21 protein-coding genes and 2 pseudogenes are annotated in these 18153 nt (G+C 43.3%); 3 read left to right on the forward strand and 20 right to left on the reverse strand.

Annotation, left to right across the window (positions count from 1 at the left end):
* From Xhom_RS21045 to Xhom_RS21070, 7 genes and pseudogenes are all read right to left on the reverse strand, one after another.
* A pseudogene (locus tag Xhom_RS21045) lies at positions 1-1440 on the reverse strand (phage tail protein); the annotation flags it as partial.
* Positions 1433-1552 (reverse strand): GpE family phage tail protein, encoded by a 120-nt coding sequence (locus Xhom_RS21050; RefSeq protein ID WP_011144425.1) that lies wholly within the window; start codon positions 1550-1552, stop codon positions 1433-1435. The gene Xhom_RS21050 and the pseudogene Xhom_RS21045, both read right to left, overlap by 8 nt.
* A gap of 23 nt (positions 1553-1575) precedes the next feature.
* Positions 1576-1884 (reverse strand): phage tail assembly protein, encoded by a 309-nt coding sequence (locus tag Xhom_RS21055; protein WP_069314931.1) that lies wholly within the window; start codon positions 1882-1884, stop codon positions 1576-1578.
* Positions 1885-1978: 94 nt separating this feature from the next.
* The gene (locus Xhom_RS21060; protein ID WP_069314930.1) at positions 1979-2497 is read right to left on the reverse strand and encodes a phage major tail tube protein; all 519 of its coding nucleotides are present in this window, start codon (positions 2495-2497) and stop codon (positions 1979-1981) included.
* A gap of 11 nt (positions 2498-2508) precedes the next feature.
* Positions 2509-3684 (reverse strand): phage tail sheath protein, encoded by a 1176-nt coding sequence (locus tag Xhom_RS21065; RefSeq protein WP_069314929.1) that lies wholly within the window; start codon positions 3682-3684, stop codon positions 2509-2511.
* 169 nt (positions 3685-3853) lie between these two features.
* A complete protein-coding gene (locus tag Xhom_RS31190) occupies positions 3854-4021 on the reverse strand; it encodes a hypothetical protein (protein ID WP_157104576.1) in 168 nt (55 codons plus the stop codon).
* 232 nt (positions 4022-4253) lie between these two features.
* On the reverse strand, positions 4254-5063 hold the full coding sequence (locus Xhom_RS21070) for a DUF2829 domain-containing protein (protein ID WP_069314928.1): 810 nt from the start codon (positions 5061-5063) through the stop codon (positions 4254-4256).
* A gap of 479 nt (positions 5064-5542) precedes the next feature.
* Between Xhom_RS21070 and Xhom_RS21075 the strand changes: the two genes are divergently transcribed.
* Together Xhom_RS21075 and Xhom_RS21080 are read left to right on the forward strand one after the other, a co-directional pair.
* On the forward strand, positions 5543-6829 hold the full coding sequence (locus Xhom_RS21075; RefSeq protein WP_084022915.1) for a phage tail protein: 1287 nt from the start codon (positions 5543-5545) through the stop codon (positions 6827-6829).
* Positions 6829-7446, forward strand: coding sequence for a tail fiber assembly protein (locus tag Xhom_RS21080; RefSeq protein ID WP_069314927.1), 618 nt, complete (start codon positions 6829-6831; stop codon positions 7444-7446). The genes Xhom_RS21075 and Xhom_RS21080 overlap by 1 nt, the downstream gene beginning before the upstream one ends.
* Positions 7447-7517: 71 nt before the next feature.
* Here the strand turns inward: Xhom_RS21080 and Xhom_RS49780 are convergent, their stop codons facing one another.
* From Xhom_RS49780 to Xhom_RS21140, 12 genes and pseudogenes are all read right to left on the reverse strand, one after another.
* Positions 7518-8612, reverse strand: coding sequence for a phage tail fiber protein (locus tag Xhom_RS49780; protein WP_476756458.1), 1095 nt, complete (start codon positions 8610-8612; stop codon positions 7518-7520).
* Positions 8613-9182: 570 nt separating this feature from the next.
* Positions 9183-9890 (reverse strand): annotated as a pseudogene (locus tag Xhom_RS49785) (phage tail protein); the annotation flags it as partial.
* Positions 9887-10495 (reverse strand): phage tail protein I, encoded by a 609-nt coding sequence (locus Xhom_RS21095; RefSeq protein ID WP_069314926.1) that lies wholly within the window; start codon positions 10493-10495, stop codon positions 9887-9889. The gene Xhom_RS21095 and the pseudogene Xhom_RS49785, both read right to left, overlap by 4 nt.
* Complete coding sequence (locus Xhom_RS21100; protein WP_069314925.1) at positions 10488-11396, reverse strand: baseplate assembly protein; 909 nt, start codon at positions 11394-11396, stop codon at positions 10488-10490. The genes Xhom_RS21095 and Xhom_RS21100 overlap by 8 nt, the downstream gene beginning before the upstream one ends.
* 22 nt (positions 11397-11418) lie before the next feature.
* Positions 11419-11769, reverse strand: coding sequence for a GPW/gp25 family protein (locus Xhom_RS21105; protein ID WP_069314924.1), 351 nt, complete (start codon positions 11767-11769; stop codon positions 11419-11421).
* On the reverse strand, positions 11766-12401 hold the full coding sequence (locus Xhom_RS21110) for a phage baseplate assembly protein V (RefSeq protein ID WP_069314923.1): 636 nt from the start codon (positions 12399-12401) through the stop codon (positions 11766-11768). The genes Xhom_RS21105 and Xhom_RS21110 overlap by 4 nt, the downstream gene beginning before the upstream one ends.
* Positions 12402-12568: 167 nt before the next feature.
* The gene (locus tag Xhom_RS21115; RefSeq protein WP_244590801.1) at positions 12569-13072 is read right to left on the reverse strand and encodes a lysis system i-spanin subunit Rz; all 504 of its coding nucleotides are present in this window, start codon (positions 13070-13072) and stop codon (positions 12569-12571) included.
* Between the two features lie 45 nt (positions 13073-13117).
* On the reverse strand, positions 13118-13321 hold the full coding sequence (locus Xhom_RS21120; protein WP_069314921.1) for a tail protein X: 204 nt from the start codon (positions 13319-13321) through the stop codon (positions 13118-13120).
* 236 nt (positions 13322-13557) lie between these two features.
* The gene (locus tag Xhom_RS21125; protein ID WP_069314920.1) at positions 13558-13794 is read right to left on the reverse strand and encodes a DinI-like family protein; all 237 of its coding nucleotides are present in this window, start codon (positions 13792-13794) and stop codon (positions 13558-13560) included.
* Positions 13795-13812: 18 nt separating this feature from the next.
* Positions 13813-14040, reverse strand: coding sequence for a hypothetical protein (locus Xhom_RS21130; protein WP_069314919.1), 228 nt, complete (start codon positions 14038-14040; stop codon positions 13813-13815).
* A gap of 113 nt (positions 14041-14153) precedes the next feature.
* Positions 14154-16169 (reverse strand): replication endonuclease, encoded by a 2016-nt coding sequence (locus Xhom_RS21135; RefSeq protein ID WP_069314918.1) that lies wholly within the window; start codon positions 16167-16169, stop codon positions 14154-14156.
* 92 nt (positions 16170-16261) lie between these two features.
* Positions 16262-16600 carry a DUF5347 family protein gene (locus Xhom_RS21140; RefSeq protein WP_069314917.1) on the reverse strand — a complete coding sequence of 113 codons (339 nt, stop codon included), beginning with the start codon at positions 16598-16600 and terminating at the stop codon, positions 16262-16264.
* Positions 16601-16838: 238 nt separating this feature from the next.
* On the opposite strand from Xhom_RS21140, the gene Xhom_RS21145 reads away from it, so the two are divergent.
* Positions 16839-17456 carry a phage repressor protein CI gene (locus Xhom_RS21145; RefSeq protein WP_069314916.1) on the forward strand — a complete coding sequence of 206 codons (618 nt, stop codon included), beginning with the start codon at positions 16839-16841 and terminating at the stop codon, positions 17454-17456.
* Between the two features lie 116 nt (positions 17457-17572).
* On the opposite strand, the gene Xhom_RS21150 is transcribed toward Xhom_RS21145, so the two are convergent.
* Positions 17573-18115 (reverse strand): GNAT family N-acetyltransferase, encoded by a 543-nt coding sequence (locus Xhom_RS21150; RefSeq protein WP_069314915.1) that lies wholly within the window; start codon positions 18113-18115, stop codon positions 17573-17575.
* Positions 18116-18153 lie beyond the last annotated feature (38 nt).

Below are 18153 nucleotides of genomic sequence, written 5' to 3' on the forward strand. Positions count from 1 at the left end.
TTCTTCAAACGCCTTCAACCCCAACTGGGTAAAAACATTCAGCGGTGCCAGTAACCGGTCCAGCGCCTGAACGCCCAACTGTACAAACGAATCCAGTGTGGCTTTCAGCTTGTCCAGGGCCTGAACACCCAAATCAGCAAAGAAGGCGAGGCTGGCTTTTAATTCTTCAAACGCTTTCAACCCCAACTGGGTAAAGACATCCAGCGGTGCCAGTAACCGGTCCAGCGCCTGAACGCCCAGCTGTACAAACGAATCCAGTGTCGCTTTCAGCTTGTCCAGGGCCTGAACACCCAAATCAGCAAAGAAGGCGAGGCTGGCTTTTAATTCTTCAAACGCTTTCAACCCCAACTGGGTAAAAACATTCAGCGGGGCCAGTAACCGGTCCAGCGCCTGAACGCCCAGCTGTACAAACGAATCCAGTGTCGCTTTCAGCTTGTCCAGGGCCTGAACACCCAAATCAGCAAAGAAGGCGAGGCTGGCTTTTAATTCTTCAAACGCTTTCAACCCCAACTGGGTAAAAACATTCAGCGGGGCCAGCAACCGGTCCAGTGCCTGAACGCCCAGCTGTACAAACGAATCCAGTGTCGCTTTCAGTTTACCAAATGCCAGAATACCCAACTGCGCAAAGAAATTAAGACTGGCCTTTAATTCAATAAAAGCCTGAATCCCTATCTGGGCAAAGAGATCCAAACTGGTACTTAATTTATTCAGCGCCTGAATACCAATTTGAACAAATACATTTAGGCTGGCTCTTAATTGCGCAAAAATATTAAGTCCCAATTGAGCAAAGAAATTCAGTTTCGCACTGAAAACCGCAAATGCCTGAATACCTAGTTGAGCAAATATGGCCAGACTGATTTTTAATGAACCAAATGCTTTTATGCCAATATTGCCGAATACTTGTATATAACTAATTAATGTTTGGAATGTGACGTTTACAAAACCAGTCGTTAAATTCAGAACCCCATTAATTTTATTCAGTATGCTAAATAAAATAGTTACCTTAGGATTAATATTAATGACCAACTTGTCTAACAATTTAAAATTGTTAGTCATATTACCCGTTACACCAAAATTAAATTCATTTTTTTTACCAGATGAATTTTCTTGACTGACACTTTGGGTCATTTGGATAATATTGACTGATTGACTGGCAGCACTTACCTGCGTCACTTTTGAGGAATTCTGCCGCGCAGAGAAAGATTGTTTAATTGTTTGATTATAGGCCTTAAGGTCGGCGCGCATACGCGCAGTTTCCTGCGCATAACCTACAATGGGTTTTAATCCTTCAACAGTCTTATTGAGTTTTTTAAACTGGTTATGAATTTTATCTACTGAACCTACCAGTTTTTTCTGATGCTGTTGAAAAGATTTAAAGGAATTGGTCAGCTTGCCAACAATACTCAGTACCTTGTTAAGCTGTGACTGTATATTACTCATTTTCTGCACCACTTCTTAAAATGGCCCGATGTCGCCAGTCCAATAATTCCGGCAATGACATTTCATCTGTCACTGCCGGTGACCAGTGAAAAACGGTGGCAATATCTGCCACCAATTCATCAACAGTTAATCGTTCTAGGAATCGGACTTGACCGACTTCGGCAACAAAAAATTGACCACCTCCACACTGAGATTAATCAGATCGCCAGGTGACATCATCATCAGGTCATTTTTGGTCAATGCAGGGGTAGTAACACGCGGCAGGACAAGCAGCATAGAATCCACATCCATTTCCAGCAGTGCCTGTAAACGTGCACCTCGCAGCGCACCACTCGTGGGTTTGCGGATCATCACTTCCGTGATTTCACCATTGCCTCGCGCCAGTGGGGCTTCCAATTCGATAGTGCGCAGATCGTCATTTTGAGTATTCAGTGTTTCAGTCATGGTTCAACCTTGTTTATCCGATTAAAAACCTGTCTCAGCAGAGGCGGAGAGACAGGAAATAAGTTTTAAAAATGCTAATTGCTAAAAGAAGCGATTAAAAAAGACCGATAGCGCGGCGATGCTGTTCCAGACGATCTTCCCCACCCACTTTCTCAACCATGTTGACGGTATCAATTTCAATCAACTCTTCGCCATCCCATGTCAGTTTGAAGTAAGTGTTTTTGGCGGTGATTTTGGTCTGAGTGTTATCACCTTGTTTATAAGTGCCGTGATCGAACTCTTGGAAGCGACCACGCATCACGACTTCAACCGCAACCACATCGCCGGTATCTTCGCGCTCAAAAGAGCCTGCGAAACGCAGCATGACGCCATCGACTTTCGAGATGCCCCACTGTTTGTACAATTGAGCTTCAATGCCACCCAGAGTGAATTCCGCATCCAGAGCGCCTTCATCCAGCCCCAGATCCACCATTGCACTGCCGTTCATACCGGCACCGCGATAGGCTTCCAATTTGCGGCTTAGCTTAGGAAGAGTCAGTTCTTCCACAATGCCCTGATAGTTGTTGCCATCATTGAACAAGTTCAGGTATTTAAGTTTGCGAGGTAATGCCATCAGTTAGCCCCTTATTTATTGATACTTTTCGCGAAATCCATCAGGTAACTATCTGTAATGCGCTGGCGTAACATCATGTTTTCCAGTGGCGGTACAGGTGTATAGTCATAATCGATGGTCAGTTTGCCTGTTTTCAGGGTGTCTTTATCGTTAATTTTGTCGTCATACCAGCAACGACCGTCAATGATGTAGCCACCGGCTTTCAGCTCGCGGAACTTGGCATTGATACCTTCAATAATGTCGCGTACCAGTGATGGAGTCAGCGGCTTGTCGATAGCCCACATATGCGCGTCAGCCATGGTGTCAGCCAGAACCTGAGCAGTACGGGTGTAGCTTTCGAACTGAAACAGTGACTCATCAGAATCAGGACCAGCACAAGTGCGTGAACCCCAGAAACGAAAACCGTTTTTGCGGATCAGTGTTGTGATGTGATTTTGGTTCAGAAGATCAGCGTCAGTTCCAGTCGCTTGCAGATCCCAGAAGACATCGGCAGACAGACCCGTTACGCCGTTAACGCCCACATTGGACAGGGTTTTGTGCCAACCGGTCTCTTCGTCGATTTTGGCGCGCAAGCCCAGTGCATAAGCCGTCGCAGGTGCAATAACTTCACCTTTATCCCATCTCAGGAAATCAGGCCAAATCAGCATTACCTCACGTTGACCGAAGTTTACACGATATTTGATCGCTTCAATGTAGGTCTTGCAGCCATAAGCGCTTACATACGCCATTGCTTTCAGTTGCTTGGCAACAGAGGCAAGCTCATTAGCAACCGCTAGTGAGTCCAGGCCCGGAACCCCCAGAATACGGGGTTTAACACCGAGTTGACTTGGTGCCGCAAGCAGTGCCTTTATACCCGTTTTCTTACCTTCTGGAGTAACCCCACCGATGATGTTGTTACTGGTTTTTTCTTCAGTTTCGCCCTCAGCCACACGAACCACGACAGTGACAGGTTGTGCCTGTGCTGCGATTGCTTTCAGTGATGCGGCCAAAGTGCCTTTTTCACCAGCTTTACCAATGGCGCTCATAACGTCAGTCAGTAATACCGGTGTGTCTAATGGAAATGTTTTTTCGTCTGCGTCAGGTGCAGTACAGACCATACCCACGATAGCGGTGCTAACGGTAGTGATGGTGCGCGTACCTTCTTTGATTTCCTGTACACGGACGCCGTGATGATAATCTTGTGCCATATTAGCGGTTCTCTCCTGTTAAGGTGTGGGAATATATTGACGCAATAGGCATTTAAAATCATTCGGTTAGCGGTGTGTGGTGGATGGTACAAATGGGATAGATGTAAAGTGTTGTTCTGGTTGGGGAACGCCGTTGGAAAGAATTAGATTTCTGGTGTTTACAAGGATTTTACTGGTCAATCTTGAACATGTTCTGGATTTCAGCGTCTGCTGCAAAAAAGTCATTGTCCATCGCAATGAGTTTTTTGTATCCCTCCGGTGTCCTGTCATTGGGTATTGCAGAAAGCGGCAGGAGATCATCATCAACAGCCTGATTTGTATTTGCCTGTAAGGTCATAAAATTGTCTCTGCTGTATAACTTCTCGACATGATGCGGTAAATAGAAGTCACCATCAAAGAATACCGGATATGGTTTTTTGTTCGCCTGTTTTTAGTTCGAAATTTGCTCTTTCCCGCATTATTCAAGTCAATTGGCGGTTTTGGTTATTTTTTGGTGAGGGCAAAAAAAAGTACTGGATATGATTAAGGCCACACAATGTGTAGCCTTCACAAACTAATTCAGAATTGGATTACTTCCAAACACAGTAAAAACGCTTAGTTTCACCTACTTGCTGTAAGACTTTAATCAGTTCATCAACGGCTGGATTTTGCTCATTACTATATGTAGCCATCCATCCCAATTCTCCGCCGAAAGGAGCGGTAGTAGGCTTTCCTAAATTATAGGTAACGTTATCGACGGTTACCTGCAGAGTTTTTTCCTTTATCTCGCTGTCATACCGCAAATCATTCATTTTTTCAGAGAAGAAATGAAAGTGGATATATTGGAACTTTTGGTAAATATCAGCTATATCGCTAACATAGAATGCCGTAACGGTTTTAATATCAGTGTTATTTTGAATCATATTTAAGCTACCAAAAAGTGAGTTATTATAAGCAGGCCCCCCTTTCTCACCTCTATACCCCCAAGTTCTTTGAGCTCCCCATGAAGATATGATTATGTCTAATTTAAGATCAAAAACCAGATTTGCGCTCTCTAATCCGGGTTCAGGCTTTATCACTTCTTGAATCAACGCCCAATCGCAAGCCATCAGATCTTCTTGCATCGGCTGCCAAGGTGCCCAGTTGCCGTGTTTATTGCTCTTATCAATATGGGATAAATAATCGAACTTGCCTTCGGTGTCGGTACGGCGTGGAACAAAGTTTAGCTGTTCCTTGTCAGCCCAGTCACTGCGGCGCACTTCCTTGCCCAATTTCAATTGAATCAGTGCCCAATAGAAAGAGCCTTCTGGAGCAATAACCTGCTCACCTTTATAATTATTGGGATCAAACAAGCATTCATGCTCAGGGTTCTGATTTTCGGTTTTAATTGTTTCAGACATATCTTTTTCCTTATAGTTGAAAATCAATCAGAAAGCGAAACCTTGAAAATTTCGCTTTCCTCTGCGGATAAGCAGTCTGTACAGATTAATGAATGCTAGGATAGATTTTAATTGATTGACCTTGTAAGTTTCATCGTACAAATGGACTGTAAAAAGTGTTATTTTTTGCGGATTAACAGGGAGAGATAATATTTTTTATTCTGGTTCCAAGCGCCAACGTCATTATCAAGTTACGGGCAAATACATTACGTATGCGCTTAATACGTTAACCCAGCTGTAGCTGGTCAAAAAATTTTGGAAAAGGATTGATTGAGAGTCAATATTTCGGTTCAAAATTTATCCTTTTTCGTATTATTCGAGGCAATTCTGGGTCTTGGTTATTTTTTGATGTACTAAGACGGTCTATTTTCAGTATTGATCTTTGGTTTTTAGGGTATAGGGGGCGGGATCTTGACTAGGATCATTAAGATCCAAAATTTGTGAAAAACCTCGGTTTATTGGGAACGGTAGATCTCGCTAAAAATGCAGTGCCCAATTCACGGAAGGTGAATGGAAAATCTCTAACGGATGATATCAATCTGAATGCAGTGGATGTTGGGGCATTTTCAAGAGGTGCTACAACTTTTGTTCAAGGAGAAAATGGCGTACCGTGGAATGCTACATCCGGCTCTTATGTTGCTCAAAGAACAGGAGACTCTTTACTTATTGTTCATTTTAATGTGGACACCGGTAGTACCCCTGCTCTTCAATTAAAAACTATATATAGGAACAATGGAATAGCGTATCGTTCAGCCAGAGATGGTTTTGGATTTGAAGAATCGTGGACAGAATTCTATACCACTAAAAATAAACCTTCTGCGGCAGATGTCGGAGCATTACCTATAACTGGCGGGAAATTAAATGGAGCGATACAAGCTTCTGGCGTTGTAGCATCTCAAGGGGATGGAAGACAACATTTTGGACTGACTGATGATGATGGGCGGCCACGAGCATGGATATATAAAGACAAAGGTGGTGATGGAATTCGTATTAATAATGGTTACGATGGTGGGGGCGATTGGGTTTTTTCTAAAAATGGAGAACTATATTGTCCCGGTACAATAAATTCTTATTTAGCGCATACCATTAGACATACTGGTTATGGTAGAGTTAATTTCGTCCATCAAAACACCGGAGACTATATATACTTAGAAACTACTCAGGATGGAAAAGGTATATATTTTGTTCAGAGAAATCAAGGTAACCAAAATCAATGGTTATTAAATTTTCCTCAAAAGAATGGTGTTGTTGCTACAACTGATGATGTTGCTAGTATTAATAATATTCCAGTTGGTGTCCCTTTGCCTTGGTCTCATGCAAATCCACCCGATGGTTATTTTGAGTGTAATGGTCAGCAGTTTAATAAATCTCAATACCCTAAATTAGCAATGGCATATCCTTCTGGATTTGTACCAGATCTACGTGGTGAATTTATTCGAGCTTGGGATAATGGAAAAGGCGCAGATCCGAATAGGGGAATATTAACCCATCAAGAAGGAACAATAATATCTGGGTTTGATGATAATGATACAGGAGATATAAGTTTTCTCGGTAATCCAAGTTGTGCATTTGGTGATCCTATGACAGCTACTCAATGGGAAAATACAAAAGGTAAAAGATGGATATATTGGGATAAACAAAAAATGGCAGAAACTTATGATTGGTGGGCCTATGTATCAGCCCGTCCCCGTAACATCGCATTTTTATATATAGTGAGAGCAGCATAATGAAATATACAACAAATCTTAAAACACCAAAATTTGATGAAAATGGTTTTGCAACGTCTAATGGCTGGGTAATGGTTTATCGAGCTAATACAGAAACCAGTGAATATATTTGTGCAGATATGGAACGCACTGTTATTGGTGTTGGCTTATCTGCTAGTGCTTATTTAGATGCACCTGAATTACCTGATGCGGCTGATATTGCTATTTGTCGTAGTATAGATGGAAAATTCTGGGTTAATGTACCAGATTATCGTGGAAAAACCGCCTATAATATCAAAACACGACAATCCCATAAAATACAGTCAGTGGGAGAATTACCTTCTGAAGTAACCCTATTAGAGCCAAGAACATCTTTTGATAAATGGGATGGGAAACAATGGATAATAGATGTTAATGCGCAGAAACAGAATGAATTACAGGAATTAGAAAGTCAAAAGCAGTCACTATTGCATGAAGCTGAGCAAAGAATTATTCAGTTAGAAAGGAAAAAACGATTAAATATGATATCTGAGGACGAAATTAATTTATTAAATAATTGGGAAATATATAGTATTAAATTGATTGATGTAGATATTTCAGATAATCATAAAATTGATTGGCCTATTAGGCCAGAATAATAAAAAAGGGGCTTTATTGCCCCTGATTTTTATTATTATTTTTTAATATAACAACTCTTAAAAATGTATTTTTACTTCTTGTTAAAATAATTAATTTCTTCTTGTAATTTACTTTTTTTTTGGTTCCAAACAGAATCTTCTGGCATCTGAACACGAACATCTAATCGACAACCAAAAGGAATATCACAAGGTTCTCCATCGTTATAGAATATTTTTTTGTCATCCACAATCTCTTTTATTCTCCAGTTTTGGAATTTTTCAGGTAGATGTGAATGCTGACGATGGAAAGTTTCAATTATAATACTGCCATCTTTTTTTACTTCATCATCAATGTAAATTAGCTCAAGTCCATTATTATTCTTTGGTGATGATATACCACCATATACTCCCCATACTTTATCAGAATTATAACCCAATATACCAGAAACATTGTAACTACCTATACTAAGTTTAATAACATTCGCACCCTCTGACTCATCATTAATTTTGAATGAACCATCAGAATATATTTCTACTATAGGGGAAGATATTTTTAGATATCCATTTCCATCATCTTTAGCATTCCCTTCATGGTAGACTTTATGTCCTCTGACTCGAAGATTATCAGATTTAAGGCTCATCCATTCAGTGATTGCACCGCCAACATGGTAATGCTCCCATTTGAAATACTCATTACCATTATCTGCAGTTCTGAACCACATGTATGAGTCTGTATCAGCATCCTCAGTGTTTTTAAAACCGATAGCGGCCATATCAGTGTTTCTACGCCAACATAACATAGTGTCAGTGGTAATAGTTATGTCACCTGTTACATCGCCCCCACTGCGTTGCAATGCATTCTTAGCCAGATTGATAGTCTCTGCATAATCATAAGCATAAGGCAAAACGGTATCGTCGTATTCTTTTCCTAATAGAGGGTCATCAATGGCATATGATTTCACCATCCATTTAATTTCAAAATTATCATTGGATTCTAAAGCTTGAGAAATCTCAAATTCATCTTCTTTACGAGAGTAATGAATGTCGGAAAAATTACTTGTTATATGATAAGTTAAACCTCCACGTAAATAGCAGCCACTGAATCTTCTACATTCTACAATATCTCCTGGCTTAACATTTTCATAAAGAGGATATTTACCCTCAATTGGCCTTGCGATACTCATCATGCCATAACGAATATTTTTAACGGTATTGCGATAGGTTTGACGAATACGCTTAATATTCAGATAATGGGCATCCCCTCCCCACAGAGTATCCCCTCCTTCAATCTGTAATGACAATCCAGCCAGATGGGTTTCACCTGCACCAAAGGGTTCTTTTTCCCTATCTTCCGCATACCAACGGTGTATCGTTAACCACGAATTCGCTCCATCATTAGATGGAAAGCGCCACCATACGGGGTAATAGCGGTCACTGCTCAACCCTGTCAGATCTATCGGCGTGTTAAAACGCGGTTCACCTTGGACATCTTCCGCACTTAGGGTGATATCTCCCGTCAACGCCTTGCCATTCACCTTCCGTGAATTGGGCACTGCATTTTTAGCAAGATCTACCGTTCCCAATAAACCGAGGTTTTTTACAAACTCGTCTTTGTCTGGAATATCCGCGCCATTCTTGTTTTTTTCCAGACGCGTATTGGCATTATTATTTGCATTAGCCGCATTTTGGTCTGCAGTATTAGCTAAAGTCTTAGCTTCATGCACTTTAGCGTCAGTTTCAGCTTTATTATAAGCATCAACATCTGCTGCGTTTAATGAAATGTCAGCATTCAGCGCCTTACCATTTACCTTACGAGTCAATGGCACTCGACCATTAGCATTATTATTCGCCGAATTCGCAAAGTCATAAGCCGTTTTTACCGCTTTCGGTGTTGCCGCATGGGTTTCGCTATTGCTATCCACCACACTACTCAGGATGACAAATCCTTTCTCTTTCAGCGTTGCATCTGGATGGTTACGGCTGTTCGCATGTTTCTGGATGGAGTCATCCACATATTCACGTGTCGCCAAAATCACCGACGGATCAATTTTCAATGTCACCGCGTTAGCGCTGCTGACAATCAGAATCATGCGAATAGTCTGGGTACGGCCGGAACCTTCCTGCAATTGGGGTTTGTAGGTTTCTGCACAGTTACCCACAGCGATCAAAATTCCGTCTTTATCAAACAGGCCGATTTCACGGATCCACCAGCCACCTTCGCCTTCAGGGATCACCTGTTCAGCGATGATTTGATTGGTGTTTTTAGGATCGATGCTCAGCGTGTTAATCGCCGCCCGACGTTTTTCATTAATCAGTTTGGTTTGTTTGGTATCTGGTGTCGGCAGGCTGCCACCACCATCACCAACGGCCATATGGGTAATTTCGATTTTAGTACCCAGTGCCGCCGCATTTGCCAATTTATCCGCGCCTAACTGCGTCAGCAGCGCAAAATATTTGGTACTCATGGTCTAATCCTCATGTCATCAATAATATGTATGCCCGCGCCCATAATTTCTGAGCCGATTACAGTCACTTCTTCCGGGAAATAAGGGTAAACTGTCAGTTCGTCGCCGCTGTAAGTCGCTGCCGAGTAGTGATATTCACCACGTGTATCTAAGTTGATATCTAACCCAATCAGATGCCTGCTCACTGGTTTGGCATCAAAAATCAGGTTTTCCAGTTCTTCGAACATTTCATGGGTGATACCGCTATCCAGTACACCAATATCCAGTCGGAAGGTGCCCGGCACATCGTTAGTCTGCCACCACTCTTTTACGCGGATGAGATAACCCAATGGCTCAACGACCCGTCGGATCGCCCCGATCGTTCCTTTGTGCTTATGCAGGAACAATGAGCTTTTGATCACCTCCCTTTTGGTGTTCTCAGGCCAGTTTTCATCCCAGCGATCGACTGACCACGCCCATGCCAGATAAGGCAGCAGTGAGGCCGGACAGGTATCCGGGTTCCACAGTTCACGCAGCGGCACTTTAACTTTCTGCAATTCCGCGCAGGCTTTGGCCGCCGCAAGTTCTAGCTGCGTTGAGCCCATCGGCAGAAGGCGGTCATTCATCAGAGCCTCCCATCGTTAGGGTGGTTTTGGTGCAGTAAGATGCCTGAGTTTTATCCAACACAACGTCTTTCAACGGCGCTTTCAGCTCCACACGCTGGACACCTTCTACATGCAGTGCGGCATAAATTGCCGACAAACGAATGTCACGCCCCAGACGATGCTGTGCTTCAACGTAGTGTTTCAGTTTTTGCTCTGCCGCCTTGCGGATTGGTTCTGATTCCGGTGTCGGGAAGATGTACAGCACCGCATTAATTTCATATTCCACGATGTTGGCAGACTGAACTTTCAGACGATCAGCCACAGGACGAACGTTTTCGTCGTTCAGTGCTTTTTCGACTTTTTCCAGCAAATCTTTGGAAGCAACACCCTTGTTTTCACGGGACATGATGGTCACGGTGACGTTGGCCGGCGATGGGCTGATTGCAGAAGCATCTGCGACACGACCATCCGCACTGCGGGCATGGTATTCATAAGAACCAACGGGGCCTGCGACGCTCAAACCTTCAAAAGCCTGAGGAATACGCACGCGGTAATCGTTGTCAGATTCCATAACTGCCGGTGTTGGTGGTACGGTGGAGTTATCCGCAGGGCGCAAGATCATACGAGATACGTTATTGTTCGCTCCCAATTGATCCAAGTCACTGCCTGTTGAATAAGCCACCATCACCGCCCGAGCGGCTTCATTCACCCGTTGGCGCAACAGCAGCTCGCGATAAACATTCTCTTCCAGCAACTTGACCAGTGGTTCAGACTCCAGTTGCAAAGTACGGGCGAGCGCTTCTTGTTGTTCTTCCGGATAAAGCGATATCAGTCCTTTTTTACGCTCTTCCAGCAGTTGTTCATAATCCAGTGGCTCCACCACATCCGGTGGTGGCAACTGGCTTAAATCGATTGTTGGCATGCTTTACCTCTCAGGAATAGCCTCATCGGGAATGACTCACCGGAATAGAAAGTGAGAATTCCTTGGCGGATTGATGATAAGTACCCGTAATATCCACCACCATTTTGCCGTCCTGTCCGGTTTCCATTGAGACGGACGTCAGCGTTACACGTGGCTCCCAGCGGCTGATTGCGGTAAAACTGGCCGCCATGACCTGAAGCCGGAGCGCCGGATTCTGTGGCCAGTCAATCAATTCAGGCAGCAAAGAGCCGTAAGTACGGCGTGCGATACGGCTGCCCACGGAGGTAAGTAAAATATCGCTGACGGATTGCCGGACATGTGCCAAATCTGTCAACTCCCGGCCCGTCTGCCGGTTCATTCCCAGATACATCATATGGGGCCTCCTGATGTGTCACCGCCTGACCTGACGCCGGTGTGTTTATGGGAATCCACGACCACGCCGTTGGAACTAAATGTGCCTCCGGTGTGTTCAATATTGCCCGTCATTTTGCCGCCGTTACGCACGATCAGATTGCCCGTGCTCATCAGCTGCGTACAGATGACTTCCGGTGTATCCAACGTAATTCGGGTGTTGGCGACACAGGTAATTTCCGGCGCGGTAATATGGACGGAATCCGATGCAGTCACTGTCGCGGTTTTGATGCCAGTCACAGTCAATGCGCCTGATTGCGGCTCATACTCCATTACAGCACCATCCGGAAACGTAATATGCGTCGCTTCAGGAGAAGTTGAAGGTGCCGGAAACTCATCTGAAAAAATCGCTGGCAATACAAAGGCAGTGGTCAGTTCTCCGCCTATGGACAGTAATAAAACCTGTTCACCGACACTGGGTGCCCACCATGTGCGGGAATTTCCCGCTCTGGATGTCAACCAGTGCAGCCAGTTGGTTTCAAGGTTGCCTGTCGCGACCCGACACATTCCCTTTGTGGTATCCACTTGGGTAATGACGCCGGTTCGGATCAGGTTGCGCAATAAGCGCATCAGTTCAGTGAGTTGTGTGTTCATGACATAAGAATGCCATGAAAAAGCAGGCCGGACATTAAACTAGGCTTGTAGGAATCCCCATACAAAACAAGAGATAAAAACCTTTTAAATCAATAAAATAAAAGCCTTATTTCTGCACGAAAAAAGGCTTTTGGGTCTGTCCTGGACGCCATTGAGGCGAGTTACGATTACTCCGGCTTGCACTGCCTAACAACGTCGCGAATATATTGTTGCAGATAATCTAATTTGGCTTGGTCTCGGATGATCCCAGTGCGGATATCGTAAATAGCGCGTCCAGATTTTGCAGTGAGTTCGATTTGGGTTCCATCGCCCACGCTGCGGGCGCGGGGATCTCGATTTTGGGTGAGCTGACAGGTAGCAAGGTTGGCGGCGGCGATTTGCCCCCGCCGATGACCAACAGTAATATCAGCAAGCAAAGCTGCATTTTCTTCGTTGACATGGGATAATTTCCCTGAATAGTATTCATCCAGTTGTGTGGCTCGGTTCTGTGCATCCTTCATTTGTTGGATAGCTATCAGTGTTTCTGAGTTCGCTTTTTGATTGATGGCCATGAGCTGTGCAGCGTGTTGCTGCTTTAAGCCCGCTATCTCACTGAGTAGTAATGAACGCTGTCCCCACCAGCCAAGGCTGATGCCAATGACCAAGCTGACAATTAAAGGCATTTTTCTCATTGTTCCAATCCCTAATAATCCGATCAGCCTCATATTGACGTTCTCTTAATCCCAAAGCTGAATAATTGGTTTACTGGCAACAGGCATAAATTCCGGCATTTCAATTTTCGTTCCATGAGGCAATACCGCGCCAAAGTCAGCCAAACCAGGATTTACCTGTAACACACGTTCAGTCATACCCAGTGTGCGGCCATAATGACGCCAACATATGGCATCAACCGTTTCATTTTGTTGTGCGATAACTTGCATACACTCTCCTTTTCTTTGCAGAAAATAGTCAGTAAATAGAAGAGTTATGATCGAATAATCAGTGGAATGTCTCAACAAGATCAGGTTGTTAGAGAAATAGTACAAATGAACAGGTGAAAGAAAAGGTGAAATTCCAATAGCGAAGAGGACAGGAAATGGTTTTCTGCCCCCTTCACTATTATCTTTCTATTATACTGAAATGCAGTCAGTTGGAGGGTATTAATGCTCTCTCGGCTTTATTCCGATAACCAACTATCATCCTCCCAGACATTTTGAATAAGTTCCATCATGTGGTCACGTTCACTGCTGTCTTTGGTTCCTGTCACTCTTACGGAGGTACTGCTGCTGATTGCAATTCTAAAATGCGTATCAGGATATTGCGGTAGTATTCTTTTTTTTAGTTCACTTTCAAGTGAAGATATGACTGATTCAGAAACCTTAGCTCGTTTATCGAAAAATATTTCCACTCGCATCCTTTTCTCCCGCCAAATCTATTCTTCTATTAACCCCGAATCCCTTAACATTTTGTTGTTGTGCACCTCATTCTCTAACAGCTCATCTTCCAATTTACTCTGGTAACTGTTAAATCTTTTTTCATAAGGTGCAGATAGCTCCGCTATCCAAACAAGTGCCAGTTCTTTGTCTTCTGCATGATTACATTCGCAACTTGTTGCCATTCTAGCAATGAAATTGATACGTTGCGCTACCAATGATTCCATAAGAGATTCCACTGCTATATTCGCCTCCACATAGACACTGTACATATATACAGTACACGTAATAGAACTAAAATTAAAGTAGTTTTTACCTTTTTAGTGATTAAATTTGATAGTTAATAGCTATTAACTGTTGTTTTAGCAGAAACATTTACCAAATTGATGTTTTTTTGCGCCACGAAAATTCTACGGTCTAGATGACGCTCAATTTGCCCATCCACCAGTCCATCCGTACAGTTATTGACAGAACTCCAAGAGGAGTTTTTTTTGATCTTTTTATAAACAATCCGTTCTAATTTATCCGTATCAGATTTCGGTACAATAGTCCATTGGTGAATACGCGTGCAGATAAACTCCGCACGAGACATAAACGGGGATGTCACGCCTTGTATGGTGTCAATGTCTTCACCATAAGGGCTACCAAATGGAATATGTTTATAAGATAAGCGAATGACCAGATCACGGCGCGCAACCCACGGCCCTCCCTGCCCCTGAATATAAGCCGCCCAATTCCCTTCATCCGCCGCCTGCAAAACAGCATTGATTTTATTATCGGATAAACGCACCTCCCTGAGACGACGCAATTCACGCCAAACCGAAACAGGCGCTCCACCAATTTGCTGAAATTGGCGAATACGCCAACGACTCGCCCAAGCTGTCACTGATTTCGCCATATCGCACAGAGATTCACCCGTTTCATAGTCCTTTTCCTCTTCCAACGCATAACCATCTATATTTTTAGAAATATATTTAGCGATATAGCCCGTTGCACTGCCTTTTTTGGGATCAATCACTCTATAATCAAAGCGCGCTGTTTTAGCTTCATTGCTCTGCAATTCGTCCTGCTCTTCCTGACAGGCATAACGTTCAATAGTTTCTCTAATCTGCTGCTGATGCTCTGGCAACATAAACAGCACCATATGCCAATGAGGAGTACCATCATGATGCGGTTCCACTACGCGGAAACCAAATATGTTCATCCCCGCACGAGCGATCGCTGCACGGGACTTCGCCCAGATGCCGCACAGATAACGTTGAGTATCTTGCGGATTCGCACCATTCCAGTATTTGACCAACCCGCCTTTATGTTGGGCCGCATGATATTTCGCTGGTGCCGTGATGGTATAGAATTCTCCAACACAGTTCATTTTATTGGCGATATCTTCAAAACCGCGCATTCTGACCATCAATTCACAACGTCGGATCGCGGGATTCGCATTGCTATGAACAACTGTATCCGCTAGTGAAATACGTTCCCCTTCCTCATTTTCTAAATCAAAATGCTTGAAAAATTCACGGTTACGCCGTTTTTGTTCCAACCATTCCCGTAGTGCATGGCGTGAAACATAAGGAGATGCCGCTTGCTGTACTTGCCCAACAGCAATCGCCATATGTTCAGATTGGATATCACGCAACCGTTTTAAACGAAAATACCACCAGCGGGCGGACATCATACGCAACATACCAGAACAAAGTTGGTCAACAGAGGGGGCTTTACGTCCACGATTGAAACGCTGCCAATAAGGAGGATTCGTACCACATTGCAGAGTCAGATTTGCCAATAATTGGTATAAATCAGCAACGCGGGAAAATAACTCATCTTCATGGTTAACAGGGCCTGAGGCTTTTGAGGAGGGCTTTTTATTGGAAGAGCATGCCAAAGAATAGTGCTCATAATTGCTGGAAATAAAAACAGAAACCTCATGGGCGAGCTTTAAGAGCTGTTTGCGATCGTATGTCGCTATATTTTCTAGTTGGTCAATAAAAGGAAAAGGCGCGATGCCAGAAACATGATGGTTAAATTGGTATCTTGTTTTAACTAACCGTAACCGAGGCAAGACATTCTGGCCGACTGTTTTTCTCAGGAAAGTGTTCGCATCACGGCGGCCTGAGCAGTTAAGGATATCAACATAGCGACGGCTGAAATATTTCGCCAGAAAATCTGGCATCTGCCCGATATATTGGTGACGCCATTGATGATCTTCCGCGTTGACTTCCCATAATAAACGTTCTGCCATTGAAACACTCTGCGGTATGTTCGGCTGGAACATCGTAACGTGTTTACATTTGGTCTGACATTTAGCAATAAGATAATCGCTATGATATTCATTAGCGGTAAAGTAATTATTCATCAATTTCACCCTATTAAAGATGTGCCGATGCCTGGCGTATCCATGCCATTCATTCAAGGAATATATTCAAAAATGCGTTTAAAAAACGGTGGCTAATTAGATAATGTCAGGTATTTCGGAAACTGGCTGACAATAACCTTAATGTGATTCATCGCCTTGATCAGTGCCTGTTTTTCCTCTTGAGTAAAATGGTTGAATTCACTTTCATGGCGGGAGTGTGGGATATTCGCCAAATAGAAAATGGCGGATAACGCCCGCTTATTCTCTTCGTAATGGTTGTCTCTTTTATCGCGCATATCAGAAAAAAACCGATTGAACTCTTTTTCATCATCTCCCCAATATATTGCCCTAATTCTAGATAGATGATTCAATCCTTCCAGCCGCTGGCCAAGGTTAATCTGGGCAAATTTTTCTTTTTCAGTATTCGCCATGTTTCCCCTCAACTGTCTCCTCCAAAGCTATTTCTACCTCAATTCCCCCTTCCCTAATCATTCACGGCTATCCTTAATACCATCCCTAAATCACCGCGATGTTAGGTATAAAGATTGAAATTTGGACGTTCATGATGCAATATCTCTCAATGGTTTTCAGCTTAACCAATCTGGGTTCATTCAAGATCTCATTTCAAGAACTTGAATGGAATACTAATACCTCTTATCTGTACTGTCAATGAAAAATACCAATATTGAGATCAAAATGGGAGCCGATAGTGGGGGAAGACCCGCTATTGAACGCCTTGTCCGTGCATATGGATTTAAATCACGTCAGGCCCTAAGTGACCATTTGGGCGTTTCCAAAAGCACGATGGCGAACCGCTACCTTCGTGATAGCTTTCCTGCGGACTGGATAATCCAGTGTAATCTCGAAACTGGCGCTTCACTGCTGTGGTTAAGCACGGGTCAGGGAGAAATGTTTCCAGATGGGGAAAGTGGTAAAACAGAACGACTGGAAGATATTATTGCTCCGTCGATTTCTCGTGTAAAACTGTCGGGCGGTAAACTAAATGAAGCAACTCCAGTGATTCTGGATAGCGAATTGATTGCTAAGGAACTTAAAAATCCGCTGGTAGTTGATGATGGTGCCGCGTGGTATCTGCTGGATACTCAGGAAGACAATATACAAGATGGCTTATGGCTGGTGGATATTGAAGGAATGCACAGTATCAAAAAGATTGCCAAGATCCCAATCAGTAAGATCCGGGTCAGTGATAATGATTTCACATTTGACTGTGCCATCAGCGACATCCAATTCATCGGCCGCGTAGCTCTGATGATTACCAGACAATAGTAAACCGGCACAATATTAAACAATTACGATCAAGGTTATTCCTGCCTAATATAGGAGGGCCTTGATCGGTTTGGAGATTTTTATCATTAGTGGGAATAGCATCAATGTAAACAGCACTACTGTGAACTGCGCAGTCGGTACAGAACATGTTCTCTCAATGGATGATGTTCTGGCAATCCAGGATGTAAAAATGTTTTTTCATCTCTGAGCATCCCTAATTTTTTCATGACGCTTTCTGAACGATAGTTAGATACGGTAGTGAAAGCCACGACTTCTTCTAGTTCAGCTTCCATAAAAGCAAACTCAAAAATGCTGCGAGCCGCCTCACAGGTGTAACCTTTCCCCCAAAATGGTTTATCAAGCCGCCAGCCTATTTCAACACAGGGAGAAAATGGAAGTTCGATATTAGGAACGTTCAGCCCCACAAAACCAATAAACTTTCCGCTCTGTTTCAATTCAACCGCCCATAATCCCCATCCACCCTGTGTTTCAAACTTACTAATAAAATTATCAACTAACGTGTTATTCTGCTCTTTAGTCAATGTATTGGGGAAAAATTCCATCACTTCAGGATTGCTATTTAAACGAAAAAGAGGCTCCCGATCTTCTTCTTTCCAAGCCCGTAGCAATAACCTTTCTGTTTCCAGTTGAACAATCACAAGACCTCCTTAAAACTCAGCAACACACCCCAAACAAA

The sequence above is a fragment of the Xenorhabdus hominickii genome, from assembly GCF_002632725.1.
Taxonomy (GTDB): domain Bacteria; phylum Pseudomonadota; class Gammaproteobacteria; order Enterobacterales; family Enterobacteriaceae; genus Xenorhabdus; species Xenorhabdus hominickii.

What these genes read in the sequence shown, in the direction of transcription:
- Xhom_RS21055 (WP_069314931.1), bottom strand. Translation starts at nt 1,884, where the DNA reads ATGACTGAAACACTGAATACTCAAAATGACGATCTGCGCACTATCGAA.
- Xhom_RS21060 (WP_069314930.1), bottom strand. Translation starts at nt 2,497, where the DNA reads ATGGCATTACCTCGCAAACTTAAATACCTGAACTTGTTCAATGATGGC.
- Xhom_RS21065 (WP_069314929.1), bottom strand. Translation starts at nt 3,684, where the DNA reads ATGGCACAAGATTATCATCACGGCGTCCGTGTACAGGAAATCAAAGAA.
- Xhom_RS31190 (WP_157104576.1), bottom strand. Translation starts at nt 4,021, where the DNA reads ATGACCTTACAGGCAAATACAAATCAGGCTGTTGATGATGATCTCCTG.
- Xhom_RS21070 (WP_069314928.1), bottom strand. Translation starts at nt 5,063, where the DNA reads ATGTCTGAAACAATTAAAACCGAAAATCAGAACCCTGAGCATGAATGC.
- Xhom_RS21080 (WP_069314927.1), top strand. Translation starts at nt 6,829, where the DNA reads ATGAAATATACAACAAATCTTAAAACACCAAAATTTGATGAAAATGGT.
- Xhom_RS49780 (WP_476756458.1), bottom strand. Translation starts at nt 8,612, where the DNA reads ATGATGAGTATCGCAAGGCCAATTGAGGGTAAATATCCTCTTTATGAA.
- Xhom_RS21095 (WP_069314926.1), bottom strand. Translation starts at nt 10,495, where the DNA reads ATGAATGACCGCCTTCTGCCGATGGGCTCAACGCAGCTAGAACTTGCG.
- Xhom_RS21100 (WP_069314925.1), bottom strand. Translation starts at nt 11,396, where the DNA reads ATGCCAACAATCGATTTAAGCCAGTTGCCACCACCGGATGTGGTGGAG.
- Xhom_RS21105 (WP_069314924.1), bottom strand. Translation starts at nt 11,769, where the DNA reads ATGATGTATCTGGGAATGAACCGGCAGACGGGCCGGGAGTTGACAGAT.
- Xhom_RS21110 (WP_069314923.1), bottom strand. Translation starts at nt 12,401, where the DNA reads ATGAACACACAACTCACTGAACTGATGCGCTTATTGCGCAACCTGATC.
- Xhom_RS21115 (WP_244590801.1), bottom strand. Translation starts at nt 13,072, where the DNA reads ATGAGAAAAATGCCTTTAATTGTCAGCTTGGTCATTGGCATCAGCCTT.
- Xhom_RS21120 (WP_069314921.1), bottom strand. Translation starts at nt 13,321, where the DNA reads ATGCAAGTTATCGCACAACAAAATGAAACGGTTGATGCCATATGTTGG.
- Xhom_RS21125 (WP_069314920.1), bottom strand. Translation starts at nt 13,794, where the DNA reads ATGCGAGTGGAAATATTTTTCGATAAACGAGCTAAGGTTTCTGAATCA.
- Xhom_RS21130 (WP_069314919.1), bottom strand. Translation starts at nt 14,040, where the DNA reads ATGGAATCATTGGTAGCGCAACGTATCAATTTCATTGCTAGAATGGCA.
- Xhom_RS21135 (WP_069314918.1), bottom strand. Translation starts at nt 16,169, where the DNA reads ATGAATAATTACTTTACCGCTAATGAATATCATAGCGATTATCTTATT.
- Xhom_RS21140 (WP_069314917.1), bottom strand. Translation starts at nt 16,600, where the DNA reads ATGGCGAATACTGAAAAAGAAAAATTTGCCCAGATTAACCTTGGCCAG.
- Xhom_RS21145 (WP_069314916.1), top strand. Translation starts at nt 16,839, where the DNA reads ATGAAAAATACCAATATTGAGATCAAAATGGGAGCCGATAGTGGGGGA.